Here is an 18,081-nt window from a genome sequence, read left to right as displayed (position 1 = left end):
GGAAGTGAGCTAAACGCTCTCCACTAAAGCCGGGCAAGTCCAGGATACCTCCCTGATCATGTGCAAAACCATAGTCAAAGAGTGTTCGAGATTGTGGCGCCGTCCCCCTGATAGAATAGGTCACACGTGAGCCCAGTGTGGCGACGCTCCCTGCCTCTTCTGTGGGATTCAGAATATGTGCATCCTGAAGCTTTGCGCGGATCAGGTGGGAGAGCAGAGGAAAGACACCGCCTTCGATAGCTGCGCATTCCCTCCGCAACTTTTGCAGGTACCAGAAATCCCTCTTGGAGAGGAACGATTGGATCGGCCGCATGTTCTCCACACTTCCGAACGCCCGGCTATCAACCCCGGCAGCCTCGTTGCCTGATCTTCCAGCGAGAGTCGCCATTTCATTTGATGTTCGCATATCTTCTCCTCGGCCTGCTCGACGCAAGCCTCAAGAATCCAAAGTTGTTGGTGAAGAAGATCCCCGAGCGTGGAGGTCAGCGCATGCGGCCCCCTGCCCGGGGCAGGGAGCGGTTCAGCAGAGATCCCGGAAACGATCGGCCTCTGATTATGCATGAGAACACAACCATCAGGCTACGCTATGAAGATTTCGACGCCAAGTCAAACTTTGCCGGGTCCTCGGAGCAGCAGATGCCGCCACCACCCGCCGGGCTGATCCTTTGATACTTTTCCGTGAGACGGAAAATGAAGACCAGTGAGGCTGAACCGCCTCCAAGCAAGCAGTTGATGCCAATAGTCCCCAGGTCGGATGCTCCAGTGCCGGCATTGGTTGCAACCCGTCACTACACGGCGAAAGGCACTTCCACTTGGGTTACCACCAATGACCGGGTGGTGCCGTCTTCGGACAGCAGAATAGTGCTTTGCCCGGCCGACATTCCGATGAGCGTGGCCCCCAAAAGAGAGTGAATCGGGATTTCTCCGGCACGCGTCGCAAGGCCGAAACTGAGAACCCCGCATTCGATATCTTTTTCGTCCACCACGCAGGAAATATAGGAGCCAAATGTGGCAATATCGGACGGCGCCGCGCCCTCTATGGCAACGGCCACCCGCAGTTTCTGGTGTAGAATATCCAGCATGAGCTGGGAGTAGGCGACGCTGCTGTTTCCGGCGAAGCTCAGAAATCTCTCGATTCTCAGACGATCGGCCTTCGTCAGGCGGCACTTGTCATCCCCGCCACCCGCTTCGGGCTTTCCGTGTCGCGGTATCGTTGATCCTGTAACGTCAGGCATGACCATTTTTCCCCCTGGAGTTACCTCCGACAATCTCAGTACTTTTCTCGAGATGTCCCCGGGAGATCGCTGCGCATAGACGCCCACGAACCGCCCGGGGCTAAGGGCGGTTCAGCAGAAGAAACCGAAACTTGATCTGATACCTGACCATAGATTGATCGTTGCTTGCCGCCCGAGGGGTGTCAATCCCGGCGCACTGACCGCGCTCGCGGAGTGACGGGAAAGCTTCCCCGCGACAGCACCTCTCCCTCTTCGTCGACAACCAGGCGGAACGCGCGTTCGGCGCGATAGAAGGTTATGCGCCAACGTCCTTCGTCTTCGCCCGACCCGCTCTCGGAGCGGCTGCTGATGAGACCGTTCCTCATCTCCTCCCGGACCTGATCTTGCGTGATCTTGAAAGCTCGCGCGATGGCTGCTGCTTCTACAACGAACCCACTGTCGGTCTTGGATACTTCGCTCATCGCACCATCTCCCGTTCCCTGATCCCGCGCCGATCTCCGCCAGTCCGCCTCTGCGCGGCTTCACCCGATTGCGCTCGACTTCAATGGGTATCTATAATACCACTTGAGGGGCATGCCCCGTCAATACAACTGCGAACAAGGTGCCGCACCGATGTCATCTATCCAGACCTCCTCATCGCGCAGCCTCTCCGCGCGACCGTCGATCACAGCCGCTCTCGAGGCAAGGACCGGGCTCGATGATGAGGTGCTGCGCGAGCTGGTCCATGCCTTCTATGGCAAGATCCGCAAGGATCCTGTTCTCGGCCCGATCTTCGCGGCGCGCATCGATGACTGGCCACCTCATCTGGATCGGATGACATCCTTCTGGTCCTCCGTTGCGCTGATGACAGGCCGTTATCATGGCGCCCCGGTGCCCAAGCACGTCGGCTTGCCGATTGACTGGAGCCATTTCGAGCGGTGGCTCACACTCTTTCGTGAGACCGCGATGGAGATCTGCACACCCGCTGGCGCAGCCCATGTCATCGAGCGGGCCGAACGCATCGCCCGGTCGCTGAACTTCGCCATCGAGGATGCCAAAGGCACCGGCATCCCAAAGCTTGTTTGATCCTCGCATGGCCAAGCAATCCGACATCGACATCGCCCGAGCTTTCGACAAGGCGTCGGACACGGACCGTGCGAGGCTGCTGGTGGATCGGATCTGGCCGCGAGGAATCTCGAAGGCCGATCTCGGACACGATGACTGGCTCAAGGACATCGCGCCGACCACCGAACTCAGGAAATGGTTCAACCATGACCCGGACAAATGGGGCGAATTCCGCAACCGCTACCTGCACGAACTGGCTGGCAACACGGACACCGTTGACCGCTGCCTCGCATGGTGCCGCGCCGGTCCCGTCACTCTTCTCTTCGCCGCAAAGGACCGGGAGCACAATCATGCGGTGGTGCTGCGGGACTATCTGGAACAGCGTCTCACGGGGGATACCACATGAATGCCGATCTGGGGTCCCTTCGCACCCCCCTGTGCGATCTTCTGGGATGTGATTATCCCGTCGTCCTAGCCGGTATGGGAGGCGTCGCGCGTTCCGAACTGGCCGCCGCGGTCGCCGATGCCGGCGGTTTCCCGACACTGGGGATGGTGCGCGAGGCGCCATCACTCATCATCTCGGAAATCGAAGCCTACCGCCGGCTGTCGGACCACCCCTTCGCCGTTAACCTCATCCCGGCAGCCACGGAGCCCGACTTGCTGCAGCAGCAGATCGAAACTTGCCTTGCGATGGAGGTGGCGGTCTTTTCGTTCTTTTGGGACGTCGTGCCCGAGGCCGTTTCCCGGGTGAAGACCGCAGGCGGTCTTCTGCTGCACCAGGTGGGCACGCTGCGCGCGGCACGGGAGGCCGAAGCCGCCGGTGTGGATGTGTTGATCGCACAAGGGCAGGATGCGGGAGGTCACGTGCACGGGCGCACCCCGACATTCGAACTGCTCCCGGCCGTGCTGGAAACCACGGCCCTGCCGGTTGTCGCCTCGGGCGGCATCTGCACCGGGCTGGCGCTGGCCGAGGCGTTGGCGATGGGGGCGCAGGGCGTGCAATGCGGCACTGCCTTCCTCGCCACGCAGGAATCCTTCGCCCATGACTGTCACAAGCGGCGCATCGTTGATGCAGGGCCGCAGGACACGGTCTTGACCGATGGTTTCGTGTTGAACTGGCCCAAGGGGTCGGCCGTGCGCGTCCTGCGCAACAGCGTTACCGACGGCTTCGGCACGGATCTGATGGGCCACGATCCCGACGCGATCCCCCGCGAGGTCATCGCCCATGACGACGACATTCCACGCCTACGCCAGAGCACGGATTCACCGCTGCGCACGACGACGGGCGCGCTGGAGCAGATGCCGCATTACGCCGGTACCGGTTTGGGGGAAATCGTCGAGATCGTGCCAGCCGCGCGCCGGCTGCTCGACCTTTGTACCGAGGCGGCGGCGCTTCGCGGCATCGCCGGGCGAGCACAAGCCCCGGGCGAGGGTGCAGCATGACCATCCTACTGCTTCTCATCCCCGTGACGCTGGCGATGGGCGCTGTCGGACTCGGCGCGTTCTTCTGGGCGATGAGACACGACCAATTTGGCGATCCGGCAGGCGACGCCCGCCGGATCCTCCAGACGGAGGACCGTCCGCTGCCACCAAGACATAGAACCGACCGGGAGGTTGCCAAATGATGGAGCGGTTGACAGGTGCCGAACGCCAGATCGCATTGATGATTTGTGTCTTCATGGCGATTGTCGGGCTGGTGATGGCCGCAGCGGGTCGGGGCGATCCGATGGGTAGCCACGGCGCAATCGTGCTGATTGCAGCCGCTATCATGACCTGCTGCGTCCTGCGTGCGATTGGCGAGCCCGAGCCGGCCGAGGATCGCACGAACAACTACTATGATGATCCGACCAAGGCCGGGCTCGTGATCGCACTGTTTTGGGCCGTGGTCGGTATGGGCATGGGGGTCTGGGTCGCGGCGCAGCTTGCTTGGCCCGACCTGCGCTTCGACGCGGCGTGGTCGAGCTTCGGTCGTATCCGCCCCGTTCACACATCAGGAGTGATCTTCGGTTTTGGTGGCAATGCTCTCATCGCCACCTCCTACCACGTCATGCAACGCACCAGCCGGGCACGGCTGGCCGGGCATGTCTCACCGTGGTTCGTGCTGCTGGGCTTCAACCTCTTCTGTATTATCGCCGCGTCAGGCTACCTGATGGGTGTCACCCAGTCCAAAGAATACGCCGAGCCGGAGTGGTATGCCGACATCTGGTTGGTGATCGTCTGGGTGGTCTACTTCGTGCTCTACATCCGTACGCTTGTCCGCCGGAACGAGCCGCATATCTACGTCGCCAATTGGTATTACCTCGCCTTCATCCTGGTCGTGGCGATCCTTCATATCGTCAACAACCTCGCCGTGCCCGCCAGCCTGACAGGAGCAAAGAGCTACTCGGCATTCGCGGGAGTCCAGGACGCGATGACGCAATGGTGGTATGGCCATAACGCGGTCGCCTTCTTCCTGACCGCCGGGTTCCTCGGCATGCTCTATTACTTCCTGCCCAAGCGGGCGGAGCGGCCGATCTATTCCTACCGCCTGTCGATCCTGTCGTTCTGGGGCATCGTCTTCTTCTACATCTGGGCCGGCTCGCATCATTTGCATTACACCGCCCTGCCGCAATGGGTGCAGACGCTGGGCATGACCTTTTCGGTCATGCTGCTGGTGCCCTCCTGGGCCAGCGCCGGCAACGCGCTGATGACGCTGAACGGCGCCTGGCACAAGGTCCGCGACGATGCCACGCTGCGCTTCATGATGGTGGCTGCGGTGTTCTATGGGCTGTCGACCTTCGAGGGCTCGTTCATGGCGGTGCGCGCGGTCAATTCGCTGTCGCATTATACCGACTGGACCGTGGGCCACGTCCATGCGGGCGCGATGGGCTGGGTGGCGCTGATCACCTTCGGCTCGATCTACTCTGTCGTTCCGCTGCTGTGGAAGCGCGAGACGATGTACTCGTGGAAGCTGGTGGAATGGCACTTCTGGCTCGCGTTGGCGGGCACGGTGATCTACGTCTTCGCGATGTGGAACAGCGGCATCATCCAAGGGCTGATGTGGCGCACCTACACCGACAGTGGCACACTGGCCTATTCCTTCACGGACACGCTGGTGGCCATGCATCCCTATTACGTCGCACGGGCCTGCGGCGGGGCCCTGTTCCTGACCGGGGCGATCCTGGCGGCCTACAACGTCTACATGACGATCCGGCACGCCCCCGAAAAACAGCCGGAACGCGACTACCCGACCTCGTCCGAAGCGGCAGAACCTGCCGTTCCGGCAGCGGAGTGACACGATGTTTCGCAAGATCCTCTCCCCCTTCGCCCGCCTGTTCGAGTTCCACGCCCGGACCCACTACCGCACCGAGCGGCACTCGATGGCGCTGACCCTCGGCATCATCGTCGCTGCCGGTGTGGGTGGGTTCGTCGAGATCGCGCCGCTCTTCACCATCGACGAAACCGTCGAGGCTGCACCGGACATGCGGCTCTACACGCCGCTGGAACAAGCCGGGCGCGACATCTATATTCGCGAGGGCTGCTATGCCTGCCACTCCCAGATGATCCGGACCCTGCAGGACGAGGTGGATCGCTACGGTCCCTATTCGCTGGCGGTGGAATCGCAATATGATCACCCGATGCTCTGGGGGTCCAAGCGGACCGGGCCGGACCTTGCCCGCTTGGGCAACAAGTATTCCGATGACTGGCACGTGCGCCACCTGGTCGATCCGCGCGCCGTGGTGCCGGAATCGGTCATGCCGCAATATGCTTTCCTGCTGGACGAGACGCTCGAAACCGCCAGCCTGCCGGATCGCCTTGCGGCCCTGCGGGCGGTGGGCGTGCCCTACAGCGATGAACAGATCGCCAATGCTGATGCCGACGCGCGCGGCCAGGCGCGGCCCGACACCGACGCGGCCGACGGCGCGACTGCGCGCTATGGCGAAGCGACCAACATCCGCCACTTCGATGGACAGCGGGACCGCGTCACGGAAATGGATGCGCTGGTGGCCTACCTCCAGATCCTCGGTGGGCTCACCGACGCCGCCTTCGCAAATCAGCCACTCGGGGAGGAGTGACAGGATGGATCTTACCCATGACCTGACCTCGGTGATCGCCAAGTCCTTCGGGCTGTTCTACCTAATCGCCCTGTCCGTGGGGATCACCGTCTACGCCTACTGGCCGTCGCTGGGCAAACGCTTCGACAAGGCCGCCAACAGCATCCTGGATGACGAGGACGGGCCATGTCGGTAAAGGAACGCGACCCACTGACCGGCCACCAGACGACGGGCCACGAATGGAACGGCATCACCGAGCTGAACACACGCGTGCCGCCGGCGGTGTGGTTCTTCATCATCGTCACGCATATCTGGGCGCTGGTCTACTGGGTGCTCATGCCGGCCTGGCCTCTGGTGAATACCTATACCCGCGGGCTTCTGGGTCTTGATCAGCAGGCACAGGTGGAAGAGCGCGTGGCCGCCGCGGATGCCACCCGTGGCATCTGGGCGGATCAAATCGCTGCGCTCCCGTTGGACAAGATCCGTGACGACACCCTGCTAATGACCCATGTCGACCGGACAGCACCCGCACTCTTCGGTGACAATTGCGCGGCCTGCCACGGAAGCCGCGCCGAAGGTGGCCCCGGTTATCCCTCTCTGGTCGATGACGCCTGGCTGTGGGGCGGCGATGACGCGACGATCCTCGAAACCCTGCGTGTCGGCATCAATGCACCTCATCCCGACACGCGCTATGCCGAGATGCTGGCGTTCGGCCGTGATGGCATGCTCGACCGGGACCAGATCCGCATCGTAGCGGACTACGTGCAGTCGCTGGCGGGCCTCGACAGCGGCGCCTCGCCCGAGCGGCTGGAGGTAGGCGCCGCGCTCTTCGCCGACAATTGTTCCAGCTGCCACGGCGCGGATGGCACGGGCATGCAGGACCTTGGTGCCCCGAATCTCACGGACACTCACTGGATCTATGGTGGCACCGATCAGGCGCTGTTCGAGACGATCTATGGCGGCCGACAGGGCTGGATGCCCGCATGGGAAAACCGCCTGACTGAGGTGCAGCGCAAGATGCTTGCCATTTACATCACCTCGCTGGCCGATGGAGGCCCGGAATGACCATTGAGCGGCCCCGAGTTCTGGCGATCTCCGCCGCGTTTCTGGTCGTGGCCATCTTCGTGGGCGCCAACATCCATCTCGTCTCGGTCTCGCTGTCGTCGCAACCGAGCTGCGTTGAAACCGCCAAGGGAGGCGCCGGTACCTATCGCCCGGCGAGACCATCATGCTGAGCCAGAACAACGCCCCTCCGCCGCCCGACAATCCGCAGGCAGGGGGCATGATCCCGAAGGTGGTTCCACCCCTTCCCCGCCCCAGCCCGCATGCCCGCGACCTGCCGTGGCGAACCGCCTTCACATGGCTGCGGGCCGGGTGGCGCGATCTCTGGACCCACCCGCTTTCGAGTCTGGTCTACGGCCTCGGCGTTTTCCTCGTCTCGGTCGTCGTGGTGTGGTTCCTGTTCCACCTGGAATTCGACTATGCCCTGTTCCCGGCGCTCGCGGGTTTCATGGTGGTCGGGCCGCTGATCGCCGGCGGGCTTTACGAGAAAAGCCGACGACTGGAAGCGGGCGAACCGGTCGGCCTCGCGCCGATGCTCTTCGTCCGGCTTCGGTCCGGCCGTGCCGGTGTCTTCATGGGGGTCATGCTTCTGGGGCTCTTCCTGCTGTGGATGCGCGCGGCGGTCCTCATCTATGCGCTCTTCTTCGGCATGGTGGCCTTTCCCGGCACCGAGGAGATCGTTCCGATGCTTCTCCTGACTCCTACTGGCTGGGCCCTATTGCTGGTCGGCTCTGCCGTCGGTGCGCTCTTCGCCGCCTTCTCCTTCGCCATCAGCGTCTTCGCCTTTCCGATGCTGCTGACGGAACGGACCGACGCGCTCTCCGCGCTCGGGATCAGCATGGCGATGGTCTGGAACAACCTCGGGGTGATGATCGCCTGGGGTGCCATCGTGGTGGTGCTGTTTGTCCTATGCCTACTCACGGCCGGACTGGGGCTGATCCTGGTGTTCCCGTTGCTGGGACATGCGACGTGGCATTGCTACCGCGCCATCCGCTCAGACGACGCTGCCGCGCATGAGGATGACCGCATGTTCATTCGTCCGGCCTGACCAGGAAACGGCGGGGCTGCAAAAGCCTGCGACCTGATGCGAGACCGGTCGCCGCAATGCAGATGTCTGGGGCATCGCCAGTGCTGCACCCGAAACCGATTGGCGTCGGCCTTGGAACAAACGCAGCGCAGCTTACCCTCACAGCATCCCCTTCGACTTCTCCTTCGGGATAACGGTTTGCACACCAGTCGAGGATCAAATAGTTGATTGGAAAATGGGCGCTCGTGATGCTGATGCACACATTTTTAGCATCCAACCAACACTCCCCTTAATGCGACGAGACACATGAAGAATATCGACGAAAAGCTACAACCGATCCTTGCCGAAGTGGCGCGGCGAAACGCGGGCGAGCCGGAATTTCACCAGGCGGTGCACGAAGTGATGGAAAGCCTCGGGCGCGTCGTGGCAAAGCACCCTGATTATCTCGAAAAAGCGCTCATCGAGCGGATCTGCGAACCCGAGCGCCAGATTATCTTTCGCATCCCTTGGGTTGATGACCAAGGGAATGTCCAGATCAATCGAGGATTTCGCGTCCAGTTCAACTCGTCCCTCGGTCCCTACAAGGGAGGGATGCGCTTCCACCCGTCCGTCAATCTGGGGATCATCAAGTTTCTCGGCTTCGAGCAGACCTTCAAGAACGCCCTGACCGGCCTGCCGATCGGTGGCGGAAAAGGCGGAACGGATTTCGACCCCAAGAACAAATCCGATGGCGAGATCATGCGCTTCTGCCAATCTCTCATGACCGAACTGCACCGCCATCTGGGCGAGCAGACGGATGTGCCGGCCGGCGATATCGGCGTTGGAGGACGTGAAATCGGATACATGTTCGGGCAATACAAGCGCCTGACCAACCGATATGAATCGGGCGTGTTTACCGGCAAGGACATCGCCTACGGCGGATCCCGAGCCAGGACAGAGGCTACTGGCTTCGGCAACACGTATTTTACCAAGGCAATGCTTGAAACGCGCCAGACCGACTTCGATGGCAAGCGCGTCGTGGTGTCGGGCGCTGGCAATGTTGCCATCCATACCATCGAAAAGGTGCAGTCCTTTGGTGGCAGGGTCATCGCCTGTTCGGATTCAAGCGGCTACATCATAGACGAAGGCGGGATAGATCTTGCCCTGCTTCAGGAGGTCAAATCTGTGCGCCGCGAGCGAATTTCGGAGTATGCTCGGTTACGTGGGAATGGAGCTCGTTTCATTCCTGCCGGAAAGAGCTCTGTTTGGGATCTACCCTGTGACGTGGCAATGCCCTCGGCCACCCAGAACGAGCTGACAGGCAAGGACGCGAAATCACTGGTCAAGAACGGCGTTCTGGCTGTCGGCGAAGGCGCGAACATGCCCTGCACCCCTGAAGCGATCCGCATCCTGCGCGAGGCCGGCATCCTGTTCGGGCCCGGCAAGGCGGCGAACGCGGGGGGCGTTGCGACGTCGGCGCTCGAAATGCAGCAGAACGCCAGCCGTGACCGATGGAGCTTTGAGCAGACCGAACAGCGGTTGGCTCAAATCATGAAGAGCATTCACGACAGATGCGCCGAAACTGCCGATGAATATGGCGCACCCGGTGACTACGTCCTGGGCGCGAATATCGCCGGTTTCGAGCGGGTTGCGAAAGCCATGCGGATGCTGGGTGTGATCTGAGCCGATGCCCTCGGTCATCGAAAGACGAGGGCGATCTCTTCCTTGCTCAGGAGCTTCCATCGACCGGGGGCCAGCGTATCGTGCAGGCAGAGATCGCCCAAGCGTTCACGTCGCAGAGCTTCGACGAAATTGCCGGTGGCAGCGAACATGCGGCGAACTTGGTGGTATCGGCCTTCCGTCACGGTGATCAGGGCTTCGGTTTCCGAGATGATCTCCAACACCGCCGGTGCCAGAGGTTTGTCATCGCCTCTGAGCGTGAGTCTGCCAGACGCAAACAGTGCGGTTTCCGTGCCGTCGAGTGGACGGGCAAGCGTGGCGCGGTAGGTTTTTCTGAGCCGGCTTCTGGGGCTGCTGATACGATGCAGAAGGTCACCGTCGTCGGTCAGAAGCAAAAGGCCGGTGGTCTGTTTGTCCAAACGCCCAATGGTTGAAATGGCGGGCTTGCGGCGTCGCCAGCGAGCAGGCAGCCTGTCATAGACAAGTTCGCCTGCCTCCTTGTGCGAGCAGGTCACGCCCAGGGGTTTGTTCATCATGACGACCAGGCCAGCAGGCGGATCAAGCGGCTTGCCCGCGACCGTCATGCGGCGGGGCAGGTCCGCGCTGACAGGGATTCGAACGGAGGCGTCCAGGATCTCAGCCTGATCGAAGACAATGCCACCAGCCCGCGCCAGCCGCGCGATGTCTTTGCGGGCACCATATCCCATCGAGGACAAGAGCTTGTCTACACGTGTGAATGAACTGCTGGACAAATCCGGTGATCCTCGTAAGCGAAATGCACCACGACGGGTTCTTGCGGCTCTATCGCCATGGTCGGTCCTATCCGGAAAGTCCAGTTTGTATGCTGGAGAATGACCGGCTTTCGCTCCATCGGAACGATAGTTTCAGGAGCCGGAGGGTGATAGCCCAGAGCGCCAAGGGGTCGCTTGGTGTTGTGGTGTTTCCTTCTTCACTCGATCGGAGCCAGCGCTTGGCTGGGGCTACAGAAGATTCCTCAGCTGAACACTTTTCGCCAGACCGGGCATTGAAGCTCACGCAGCACGCGTTTTCCCAAGGTGAGCTCAGTTCGGCGTACGCCGTCCCGGTTACGCTGGCCGAATCCAGTGCCTGACAGCCTCGACGGTGCTCTCAACCGCGAAGCGCGCGCTGCAACCTTTTGCGCTCTTCGAAGTCCTCGGTGACGTCGCGCATGATCGCCGCGACCGCCTGCAAGTCACCGTCCTCGCCGCGCAACGGGACGATGGAGAACTGGATCGAGATTTGCGCTCCGTCCCTCCGGATTGCTGGAACAGATAGCAGATCGCCTGCGCCATATTTGGTTTGGCCGGTCCGCATGGTGGCCTCGTAGCCGTTCCAGTGTCGCTCGCGCAGGCGCTCCGGCGTGATGATGTCCAATGACTGACCAAGCGCCTCACCCTCTGCAAAGCCGAATATCCGCTCCGCGCCCCCGTTCCAGACGCGGATGATGCCTTTGCGGTCGGCGACCACCAGCGCATCGGGCATGCCCTCGAACAGCTTTCGCGCAATCTGATCCCTGTGCATTGTTACCCTCCTACGTCGGTCCCACGCTCGGTGAGTATGACATCCATCGGGATATCGTGGGGTTGCGGATAGATTGTGGGTAGCTTCGCCGCGGCGAGACCCACGCCGATGCTGAAGGGGCGCGGCGAGAGCGCCGCCAGGGTTCGATCGAAATACCCTCCACCATAGCCAAGGCGATAGCCTTCGCTGTCCCATCCCATGAGAGGTGCGAGAACGACGTCCGGCATCACCTCCGGAGCGTCCCGTGGCGGCACGGGAATGTTCCAGTGTCCGCGCTCCATCCGGGTTTCCGGAGTCCACAGGCGGAACACCAGGGGCGCCGCCCGCGTCTCCACCAGAGGCAGAGCGATGCTGCGGCCAGACGCCTGCATCTCGACCATCAAAGGTCGCAGGTCCGGCTCATCCTTGATCGGCCAATAGAATGCGACGACTACGTCGCCTATCCCGGCAAAGTGCGCCGCAAACAATCTGTCCAGTCCTGCCATCATCGCTGCACTGGCTATTGTCCTCTGGGACGAGGAAAGCGTCCGACGCTCTTCGCGAAGCCGCTTGCGTTCCGCCGTGCGCCACCGGGCCACGTCGCGCGCTTGTTCGGGATCTACGGCCAAGGGGTCGAAATACCCAGGATCGACCTCTGCCGCCATGCAGGGCGGCGAGGCAAAGTTTCCCTCACTCTTGAAGCTGTTGGACCCATTTCCCATGTCCGGACTCCCAACTTCAGGTATAGTTATCCTCGTGGCAGGAGCTGCCTCTCTGCGCCGGGACTGTTCACTTCTCTGGATAAGCGCCATAATAGGCACTGTAAATACCACTTCATGGATGGCAGATGCGCCTTACCTCCTTCACCGACTACGGACTCCGCATGTTGATGCGCCTTGCCAGCGCGCCGGACCGGGCTTTTTCCACGGCTGATCTCGCCGAGGAATTCGAGCTTTCCCGCAACCATCTTATTAAGATCATGCAAAAACTCGGTCGGGCGGGGCTGGTGCAGACACGTCGTGGAGGCGGTGGCGGTGCCACCCTGGCCCACGCCCCCGAGGAAATCCGGTTGGGGGACGTGGTGCGAGTGTTGGAAGAGGGCCAAGCCCTTGTCGAGTGCTTTCAACCGAACGGCGGGGATTGCACGATCGGCGGATGCTGTCGCCTAAAGACCCGGCTTCGGGTGGCCGAGATGGCCTTTATCGAGAACCTCAACCGTTCGACCCTTGCCGATGTTGCCCTCCCCGCACCGGAACCTGTCTGACGCGGCTTCATGACGCCATGTTGGCGTACGTTAACTGAGACGGCACGTTACGTGCGGTTCCTTACCGTAGATCAGTCCGCTACTCGACGCGTCAGACCGGTTCCACGGTTTCGATCTTCATAACGTGGACAATGACAGTACTGCCGTCTTCCTTCTTTAATGGCTCTTTTTGGTGCCTTGACATACCTAAGAGAGTTGCACCCAGCAGAGATCCCACGGGAATATGGCCCGGCCGTTCTATTATACTCATGGTCAAAATGCCTTTCTGTACTGAACCAGTGCTTTCAGCATAAGTAATGCGTTTCATAGGCAATGCGATTTGGTCGATGCCTTTGCCAACCGCTTTCCCGGCCTTTCGCATCTTGTAGCGCAGGATCCCCTCTACTAGACGCGGCATGTTCTGTGCCGCAGGGTCATCTCGAGAAAGCAGCCACTCGATGTCGGCGCGGTCAGAAGGCCGAAGATAAAACTCTACATCGTTGAGGCGGTGTTCTGGCGCTGTGTCGTAAGCAAAGCTATTCGGCACCCGCGCATGTTGTGCGTTGGTCATGGTTGTCTCCCAGGGGCTGAACTCAGCAGACCCGATGTTTCTATCAAAATGTTCGAGAAATCCCCGGGTGGCCGTGAACGCGTTTACGCGCTCGCCCCCCGGGCAGGGAGGCGGTTCAGAAGCAGAAACCGGAAGAGGCTTTCGTTCGTAACCATGTACACAGGCTATGCAACAAATGGATTCTGTCAACCGTCACGGCCGCGGTGCGGCGAAGTGACAACACTATAAGAGTTTGTTCTCACTGCTGCGCGACAATAAAACCGAGGTCACCGAATTCCTTTGGCGGGGCATCATCCATGAGCCTCGTCCGCCTCTCATGGCGGCAGCGCCAGAAGGTCGCAGGCCACGCCGTGCTCTTGATATACGCACGCGGAATGCCGATATCTCAGTCATGACCATGTTCAGTCTTCATACGAGGTTCCTGCTCAACGCAGGAAACACACTGAACCGCCGGTAGCCCGGGCGGGATCAGGCCGCGTGCCGGTCCGCGCCTCGGGGTCTTCTCGATCTCTTACAGATCAGTCGAAGTGACAAACGCGCCAACCTGGCCGAAAGACCCCGGCTGACGTGGTGCGTGCGTCTCGGTTCAGTTTCTTCGTCATGGAGCATGACATGCACCCCCACGTCTTCAAATCCAATAACCATCACTTCCCACCCCCTCGAGCGGCCAGTCCGCGCAACCGCAAGCCCGGAGCGTTTCGACATTGGCTCCGGACCGCATTCCACCGCTGGCAACGCCGGAAAATGATCGAAACTCTTCGAGGCATGGACGATCGCCTGCTGCGCGACATCGGGATTGATCGCAGCGATATCCCGCGCGTCGTCGATGGTCTCACGGATCGCGAACTGAGCATGCGTCCAGTTTCTCCGGATGTGGAGGTCGATGCGCGGTGGCGCGGCGGCCGAACGGCATAGCCGATCCTATTCTCGAGAACGCGCACCACTGGACTGCAGTGGTGCGCAGCATTCGCGGTGTAGTTGCTCCCTATGGAGCGATGGAAAGGAGTGACAAAATGATGCTTTGCAAGGCAGATTTCGAAGAACTGTTTCCGGAGCTTTTCCGGCCGAGTGACATGGTGAGTTCGGTCGCTGAGCCGAGCGCCAAATGCCTGGCGCGTTGGGAAGACGATGGTGGTCGCACGACATCGGCAAACATCATCCCGCTGCCACACCGCCGGCCGATCCAGGAAACTCAACGTGGCTCAGTCTTCGAGCTGCGCCGTCGGTGACCCCCTGTCGTCGAAGTCCGCCTCGTGGACTTCGTCAATAATTCGCCTTCTTCACCTTTGCGGGATCTGTGCATCCGTGTCCGTTCCAAAACCCGCCCGGTCTCGAAGATTGACAGGGTGCGCCCAAAGACTAAGGTCTCCTCATGGTCACGCACGAAAACCTTTTTCGGTTTCTGCTTCTGAACCGCCCGGGTCCCCGGGCGGTCTGCGCATAAGCGCGTCTTCGACCACCCGGGGCATTCTCACATCCTTGCATCTGAGAACGCGGGCTTTACCGCTCCGGGAGACATATCATGACCATTACCAGGATCACCCACCAGCCTGCCGGCAGTGACTTTCGATCGGTCTTTGAACGCTCCGCTGTCGGGCGCGGCTTTCTTCTCACTGTCGAAGACCGGCTCGGCATCGAGCACCTGCTTCGCTATCGCGGAACCAGGAATTCGTCCAATCCCGCTCTGCTAAACGGGCTGCTGCGCCACAAGCTGCGGATCTCGCGCGGAACTCCCGAGCCGGCCTCGCCTGATCTTGTCGTGGCCGGATGCCACGTCACCTACATGATCAGCGGTGAGGGCGCTCGCAGCGGCGTGCTCTCCATGAACCCCACGCCGGTCCCGGGACATATTCTCGTTGCTTCATTGCTTGGAGCCACCCTGATCGGAATGCGAAAGCTGCAGAAGGTTCCGCTTCTGCGGGATGACGGTCAGATCGAAGTCGTCGTGGTGTTGGATGTGCATCCGTCTCCGGACCAAACCGCGGCCTGATGCTCTGATCCACCCCTGGCGGATCAGGGGCCATGGCCACCTATAGTTCACTCACACCACCAGTTGGTGGAAAGGAAACTACGATGAACAAACAACTCTCTACGTCACGCGGCACCGGCCGGCGGCCCAGGGTCGTCATAGGTGCAGACTGCCTGGAAAGGCTCGAGGCACTTGCGGAGGGCGCGATCCAGCGCAACCCGGACCTTGCCGACCGGCTGCTCGGCGAAATCGGCCGGGCGCGTATCGTTCCGGCGGCGAAACTCCCGCAGAACGTCGTGGCCATCGGTCGCGCGGTCACCTATCGGGATGAGTCGACCGGCCAGGAAAAGACGGTAACGCCCGTCTATCCAGAGGACGCCGACATCGCACGCGGGCGGATCTCGATCCTGACACCGATCGGGGTTGCCCTGATCGGACTGGCAGAGGGCGCATCGCTCCACTGGGATACCAGGGATGGAAAGCGGCGGGTTCTGACCGTGCTCCACGTCGCGCCCCAGGATGCCCCCGAAGGTCTGGAGGCACGATGAACGGACATTCCCTGGGCCCTGCCGAAGCCCATGCTCTGCCCGGAAGGAGCCGCTCGATGCGCTGACGAAGCCACGACGCTCCTTCCGGGATATCGGCAATCGCCGCTTCGGCGTCTTTTCTTCCCGTTGAAAGAGGGTCTCATGAATCGTCACCTTCCGCTTGCCTGCCCGTCCTGCAAGACATCGCTTCCCCGGGCGGCCGCCCATCGGTGCCCCAGCTGTCGGCACATTCTCGGGGGCAATACTCCCACTATCCGAATTTCCTGTCGTCGTTGTGGCTCTGCCGTCGAGCGACATGCCGGCGCTGCCGTGACCTGCCTCCAGTGCCGGTCTCGCCGACCATCGCGGCACCAGCAACAGGGCTGCTGACATGAGACGTCTCTCTTTTCTCCGTCGGCTGGTGTGGCCTTCCGTTCTGCTTATTGTCGCCGCCGGTCTGGTATTCTTCGACCAGGATGTCGAGCAGCGGGTCGGACTATCTCTCCGCCTGCTTGGCGGCGTTGTCGGCTGCCTTGCTGCGGCCTGGCTCGGTAGCCGACTGTTCGGTCTGTTCGCAGATCGCCGGAGACGCCACAAGCGCCCATACCCGCGCCTGTTTCGGGATCTCGTGGCGGTTCTGCTGTTCTTCGCCGCCATCGTTGCCTCTGCCGCGCTTTTGCTGGAACAAGGTCTCCTTGGCGCGCTTGCTGGATCGAGCTTGATACTCGCGGTGCTGGGGTTCGCAATCCGGAACGTCGTGGCTGACACGCTGTCCGGCATTGCACTGGGGGTCGAGGCACCCTACCGAATCGGGGACTGGGTCGATATCGAGCAGGTCGCACGAGGCAAGGTTATCGAGATCGGCTGGCGCACGACACGGGTGTTGACCTTGGACTCGACCTACATGATCCTGCCGAACAGCCAGATTGCGCGCCGACGCATCATCAACTATTCCGCTCCGAAACCGCAGTATCGTGCGCAGCTGTCTCTGAAGCTATCGCATGAGGTTTCCGTGGATGCCGCCAAGGAAATGATCCTGAAGGCGGTGAGAGAAGCGCGCCTGATCCAGACCGAACCGGCACCGGATGTCCGCGTTCAGGAGCTGGGAAGCGACGGCAATTCCTATGCGGTCCGGTTTTGGCTGTCGCGCTTCGAACGGGACGTCGACTGCCGGGACGAGCTTCTATCTCTGATCGACCGCGCGATGCGGCAAGCGAAAGTCCCGACCCCACGCATGCAGATCGAGCTGAACCGTCCCCTCGGGAAAGCCATGCTTCCCGTCGATCATGAAACGGAGGTCGCACGGATATTCGCAGCGCCGCCCAAGGCAGAGCACATCGGGGCGTGAGGAGCGGCTGACAACATGGCGAGACATCCGATGAAAACGGCCATGGAGGCCAGCACGTGGTCCTTTCCGGCTGCTCGGGAGGCAGGAAGTCGACGTTGCTGGCCGAACTTGCTTCACGAGGCTTCGAAACTGTCGAGGAGCCCGGCAGGAAGATCGTGCAGGAGGAGTTGAACGGCGCAGGTGTGGCACTTCCCTGGGTCGATCTCGAAGCCTTCGCAAGGCGCGCCATCGACATGGCGACCGGAGACCGCAACCGCGTCGCGTCTTCGCAGGGTTGGGTGTTCTTCGATCGCGGGCTGCTGGATGCGGCCATCGCGCTGGAACATGCAAGCGGATTGGCGGCGTCCGTCAGCCTGTCGGGACACGCCCGCTTCCATCACCAAGTGTTTCTAACTCCACCTTGGCCAGAGATCCACCACAGGGACAGTGAACGCCAGCAAGATCTGAAGGACGGCATCGCCGAGCATCATCGGCTGATCGAGGCTTTCGATTGGCTCGGATATGATCTGGTCATTCTGCCAAAGCTCAAAGTCGAAGCGCGAGCCGATTTCATTCTGAGCGCTCTTGCCTGACGTCAAGGGCCTTGCCAAACAATAAGCCAGAGAGCTACCTGCTCTCCGGATTGGACAAGTCCTTCGAAGACCCCTATATGCGCGTTGCAAGGCAGCATGCGATGGCGTCGCGCGTCCGCTGCCCCGCCCCGATATTTTCAAACGATGTCCTGAACGCCCGGACTTGCTCTCGCACATATCGTGCGGAGCCTGAAGTTATGAGGTGTCCTATGACTCTTGCCTTGCTCGACAGGTCGCAGACCATGTGGACTGGATCTTTCGCAGGAATG

The 18,081-nt window shown here is 61.2% G+C and carries 25 protein-coding genes; 18 read left to right on the top strand and 7 right to left on the bottom strand.

What is annotated here, in order from left to right; translation table 11 throughout:
• The 3 genes from VK682_RS25675 to VK682_RS25665 form a co-directional block, all read right to left on the bottom strand.
• On the bottom strand, nt 1–406 hold a 406-nt coding region (locus VK682_RS25675; RefSeq protein WP_324782856.1), incomplete at its 3' end, for a hypothetical protein.
• Nucleotides 407–788: 382 nt separating this feature from the next.
• The gene (locus VK682_RS25670) at nt 789–1,235 is read right to left on the bottom strand and encodes a hypothetical protein (RefSeq protein WP_324782855.1); all 447 of its coding nucleotides are present in this window, start codon (nt 1,233–1,235) and stop codon (nt 789–791) included.
• Between the two features lie 182 nt (nt 1,236–1,417).
• A complete protein-coding gene (locus VK682_RS25665) occupies nt 1,418–1,696 on the bottom strand; it encodes a DUF6522 family protein (RefSeq protein ID WP_206896067.1) in 279 nt (92 codons plus the stop codon).
• A 151-nt stretch (nt 1,697–1,847) separates the two neighbouring features.
• Between VK682_RS25665 and VK682_RS25660 the strand changes: the two genes are divergently transcribed.
• The 11 genes from VK682_RS25660 (at nt 1,848) to gdhA (ending at nt 10,064) form a co-directional block, all read left to right on the top strand.
• Nucleotides 1,848–2,300, top strand: coding sequence for a group III truncated hemoglobin (locus VK682_RS25660; RefSeq protein ID WP_324782854.1), 453 nt, complete (start codon nt 1,848–1,850; stop codon nt 2,298–2,300).
• Between the two features lie 7 nt (nt 2,301–2,307).
• Nucleotides 2,308–2,685 carry a DUF488 domain-containing protein gene (locus tag VK682_RS25655; RefSeq protein WP_324782853.1) on the top strand — a complete coding sequence of 126 codons (378 nt, stop codon included), beginning with the start codon at nt 2,308–2,310 and terminating at the stop codon, nt 2,683–2,685.
• On the top strand, nt 2,682–3,722 hold the full coding sequence (locus VK682_RS25650; RefSeq protein ID WP_324782852.1) for an NAD(P)H-dependent flavin oxidoreductase: 1,041 nt from the start codon (nt 2,682–2,684) through the stop codon (nt 3,720–3,722). The genes VK682_RS25655 and VK682_RS25650 overlap by 4 nt, the downstream gene beginning before the upstream one ends.
• Entirely contained in the window at nt 3,719–3,904 is a 186-nt protein-coding gene (gene ccoS / locus VK682_RS25645; RefSeq protein WP_324782851.1) for a cbb3-type cytochrome oxidase assembly protein CcoS, read from the top strand. The genes VK682_RS25650 and ccoS overlap by 4 nt, the downstream gene beginning before the upstream one ends.
• Complete coding sequence (ccoN, locus tag VK682_RS25640) at nt 3,901–5,553, top strand: cytochrome-c oxidase, cbb3-type subunit I (protein ID WP_324782850.1); 1,653 nt, start codon at nt 3,901–3,903, stop codon at nt 5,551–5,553. Before ccoS ends, ccoN begins: the two co-directional genes overlap by 4 nt.
• 4 nt (nt 5,554–5,557) lie before the next feature.
• Complete coding sequence (gene ccoO / locus VK682_RS25635; protein ID WP_324782849.1) at nt 5,558–6,334, top strand: cytochrome-c oxidase, cbb3-type subunit II; 777 nt, start codon at nt 5,558–5,560, stop codon at nt 6,332–6,334.
• A gap of 4 nt (nt 6,335–6,338) precedes the next feature.
• A complete protein-coding gene (locus tag VK682_RS25630) occupies nt 6,339–6,509 on the top strand; it encodes a cbb3-type cytochrome c oxidase subunit 3 (protein ID WP_069086739.1) in 171 nt (56 codons plus the stop codon).
• Nucleotides 6,500–7,378: a cytochrome-c oxidase, cbb3-type subunit III gene (ccoP, locus tag VK682_RS25625; RefSeq protein WP_324782848.1), complete on the top strand. Its 879-nt coding sequence runs from the start codon at nt 6,500–6,502 to the stop codon at nt 7,376–7,378. The genes VK682_RS25630 and ccoP overlap by 10 nt, the downstream gene beginning before the upstream one ends.
• Nucleotides 7,375–7,548, top strand: a complete 174-nt coding sequence (locus VK682_RS25620; protein WP_204353393.1) for a hypothetical protein — start codon at nt 7,375–7,377, stop codon at nt 7,546–7,548. Before ccoP ends, VK682_RS25620 begins: the two co-directional genes overlap by 4 nt.
• The gene (locus tag VK682_RS25615; protein WP_324782847.1) at nt 7,542–8,423 is read left to right on the top strand and encodes a DUF2189 domain-containing protein; all 882 of its coding nucleotides are present in this window, start codon (nt 7,542–7,544) and stop codon (nt 8,421–8,423) included. The genes VK682_RS25620 and VK682_RS25615 overlap by 7 nt, the downstream gene beginning before the upstream one ends.
• Nucleotides 8,424–8,708: 285 nt before the next feature.
• Nucleotides 8,709–10,064, top strand: a complete 1,356-nt coding sequence (gene gdhA / locus VK682_RS25610; protein WP_324782846.1) for an NADP-specific glutamate dehydrogenase — start codon at nt 8,709–8,711, stop codon at nt 10,062–10,064.
• A 14-nt stretch (nt 10,065–10,078) separates the two neighbouring features.
• Here gdhA and VK682_RS25605 read toward each other — a convergent pair whose 3' ends face one another.
• From VK682_RS25605 to VK682_RS25595, 3 genes are all read right to left on the bottom strand, one after another.
• Nucleotides 10,079–10,813, bottom strand: coding sequence for a pseudouridine synthase (locus tag VK682_RS25605; protein WP_324782845.1), 735 nt, complete (start codon nt 10,811–10,813; stop codon nt 10,079–10,081).
• 376 nt (nt 10,814–11,189) lie between these two features.
• Complete coding sequence (locus tag VK682_RS25600; protein WP_150282294.1) at nt 11,190–11,603, bottom strand: PAS domain-containing protein; 414 nt, start codon at nt 11,601–11,603, stop codon at nt 11,190–11,192.
• Nucleotides 11,604–11,605: 2 nt separating this feature from the next.
• Nucleotides 11,606–12,304 (bottom strand): 5-formyltetrahydrofolate cyclo-ligase, encoded by a 699-nt coding sequence (locus tag VK682_RS25595; RefSeq protein ID WP_324782844.1) that lies wholly within the window; start codon nt 12,302–12,304, stop codon nt 11,606–11,608.
• 125 nt (nt 12,305–12,429) lie between these two features.
• Here VK682_RS25595 and VK682_RS25590 point away from each other — a divergent pair, with 125 nt between their 5' ends.
• Nucleotides 12,430–12,846 (top strand): RrF2 family transcriptional regulator, encoded by a 417-nt coding sequence (locus tag VK682_RS25590; RefSeq protein WP_150282295.1) that lies wholly within the window; start codon nt 12,430–12,432, stop codon nt 12,844–12,846.
• 91 nt (nt 12,847–12,937) lie between these two features.
• Here the strand turns inward: VK682_RS25590 and VK682_RS25585 are convergent, their stop codons facing one another.
• Nucleotides 12,938–13,396 carry a hypothetical protein gene (locus VK682_RS25585; RefSeq protein WP_150282296.1) on the bottom strand — a complete coding sequence of 153 codons (459 nt, stop codon included), beginning with the start codon at nt 13,394–13,396 and terminating at the stop codon, nt 12,938–12,940.
• Between the two features lie 612 nt (nt 13,397–14,008).
• On the opposite strand from VK682_RS25585, the gene VK682_RS25580 reads away from it, so the two are divergent.
• The 6 genes from VK682_RS25580 (at nt 14,009) to VK682_RS25555 (ending at nt 17,812) form a co-directional block, all read left to right on the top strand.
• Entirely contained in the window at nt 14,009–14,311 is a 303-nt protein-coding gene (locus VK682_RS25580; protein ID WP_324782843.1) for a DUF1127 domain-containing protein, read from the top strand.
• 98 nt (nt 14,312–14,409) lie between these two features.
• Nucleotides 14,410–14,625 carry a hypothetical protein gene (locus VK682_RS25575; RefSeq protein WP_230798020.1) on the top strand — a complete coding sequence of 72 codons (216 nt, stop codon included), beginning with the start codon at nt 14,410–14,412 and terminating at the stop codon, nt 14,623–14,625.
• A 293-nt stretch (nt 14,626–14,918) separates the two neighbouring features.
• Nucleotides 14,919–15,386, top strand: a complete 468-nt coding sequence (locus tag VK682_RS25570; protein WP_324782842.1) for a hypothetical protein — start codon at nt 14,919–14,921, stop codon at nt 15,384–15,386.
• A gap of 83 nt (nt 15,387–15,469) precedes the next feature.
• Nucleotides 15,470–15,913, top strand: coding sequence for a nucleoside diphosphate kinase regulator (rnk, locus tag VK682_RS25565; RefSeq protein WP_230798022.1), 444 nt, complete (start codon nt 15,470–15,472; stop codon nt 15,911–15,913).
• A 370-nt stretch (nt 15,914–16,283) separates the two neighbouring features.
• Complete coding sequence (locus VK682_RS25560) at nt 16,284–17,240, top strand: mechanosensitive ion channel family protein (protein ID WP_324782841.1); 957 nt, start codon at nt 16,284–16,286, stop codon at nt 17,238–17,240.
• Between the two features lie 56 nt (nt 17,241–17,296).
• Entirely contained in the window at nt 17,297–17,812 is a 516-nt protein-coding gene (locus tag VK682_RS25555; protein WP_324782840.1) for an AAA family ATPase, read from the top strand.
• Nucleotides 17,813–18,081 lie beyond the last annotated feature (269 nt).

It is taken from the genome of Salipiger marinus (assembly GCF_035481585.1).
Classification (GTDB): domain Bacteria; phylum Pseudomonadota; class Alphaproteobacteria; order Rhodobacterales; family Rhodobacteraceae; genus Salipiger; species Salipiger marinus.
Note: the sequence above shows the minus strand (reverse complement) of the source record. Positions and strands in the feature narration are given on the sequence as shown.

Bases quoted from the DNA above. Each gene is read 5' to 3' on its own strand.
- VK682_RS25670 (WP_324782855.1), bottom strand. From the start codon at position 1,235: ATGCCTGACGTTACAGGATCAACGATACCGCGACACGGAAAGCCCGAA.
- VK682_RS25665 (WP_206896067.1), bottom strand. From the start codon at position 1,696: ATGAGCGAAGTATCCAAGACCGACAGTGGGTTCGTTGTAGAAGCAGCA.
- VK682_RS25660 (WP_324782854.1), top strand. From the start codon at position 1,848: ATGTCATCTATCCAGACCTCCTCATCGCGCAGCCTCTCCGCGCGACCG.
- VK682_RS25655 (WP_324782853.1), top strand. From the start codon at position 2,308: ATGGCCAAGCAATCCGACATCGACATCGCCCGAGCTTTCGACAAGGCG.
- VK682_RS25650 (WP_324782852.1), top strand. From the start codon at position 2,682: ATGAATGCCGATCTGGGGTCCCTTCGCACCCCCCTGTGCGATCTTCTG.
- ccoS (WP_324782851.1), top strand. From the start codon at position 3,719: ATGACCATCCTACTGCTTCTCATCCCCGTGACGCTGGCGATGGGCGCT.
- ccoN (WP_324782850.1), top strand. From the start codon at position 3,901: ATGATGGAGCGGTTGACAGGTGCCGAACGCCAGATCGCATTGATGATT.
- ccoO (WP_324782849.1), top strand. From the start codon at position 5,558: ATGTTTCGCAAGATCCTCTCCCCCTTCGCCCGCCTGTTCGAGTTCCAC.
- VK682_RS25630 (WP_069086739.1), top strand. From the start codon at position 6,339: ATGGATCTTACCCATGACCTGACCTCGGTGATCGCCAAGTCCTTCGGG.
- ccoP (WP_324782848.1), top strand. From the start codon at position 6,500: ATGTCGGTAAAGGAACGCGACCCACTGACCGGCCACCAGACGACGGGC.
- VK682_RS25620 (WP_204353393.1), top strand. From the start codon at position 7,375: ATGACCATTGAGCGGCCCCGAGTTCTGGCGATCTCCGCCGCGTTTCTG.
- VK682_RS25615 (WP_324782847.1), top strand. From the start codon at position 7,542: ATGCTGAGCCAGAACAACGCCCCTCCGCCGCCCGACAATCCGCAGGCA.
- gdhA (WP_324782846.1), top strand. From the start codon at position 8,709: ATGAAGAATATCGACGAAAAGCTACAACCGATCCTTGCCGAAGTGGCG.
- VK682_RS25600 (WP_150282294.1), bottom strand. From the start codon at position 11,603: ATGCACAGGGATCAGATTGCGCGAAAGCTGTTCGAGGGCATGCCCGAT.
- VK682_RS25595 (WP_324782844.1), bottom strand. From the start codon at position 12,304: ATGGGAAATGGGTCCAACAGCTTCAAGAGTGAGGGAAACTTTGCCTCG.
- VK682_RS25590 (WP_150282295.1), top strand. From the start codon at position 12,430: ATGCGCCTTACCTCCTTCACCGACTACGGACTCCGCATGTTGATGCGC.
- VK682_RS25585 (WP_150282296.1), bottom strand. From the start codon at position 13,396: ATGACCAACGCACAACATGCGCGGGTGCCGAATAGCTTTGCTTACGAC.
- VK682_RS25580 (WP_324782843.1), top strand. From the start codon at position 14,009: ATGCACCCCCACGTCTTCAAATCCAATAACCATCACTTCCCACCCCCT.
- VK682_RS25575 (WP_230798020.1), top strand. From the start codon at position 14,410: ATGATGCTTTGCAAGGCAGATTTCGAAGAACTGTTTCCGGAGCTTTTC.
- VK682_RS25570 (WP_324782842.1), top strand. From the start codon at position 14,919: ATGACCATTACCAGGATCACCCACCAGCCTGCCGGCAGTGACTTTCGA.
- rnk (WP_230798022.1), top strand. From the start codon at position 15,470: ATGAACAAACAACTCTCTACGTCACGCGGCACCGGCCGGCGGCCCAGG.
- VK682_RS25560 (WP_324782841.1), top strand. From the start codon at position 16,284: ATGAGACGTCTCTCTTTTCTCCGTCGGCTGGTGTGGCCTTCCGTTCTG.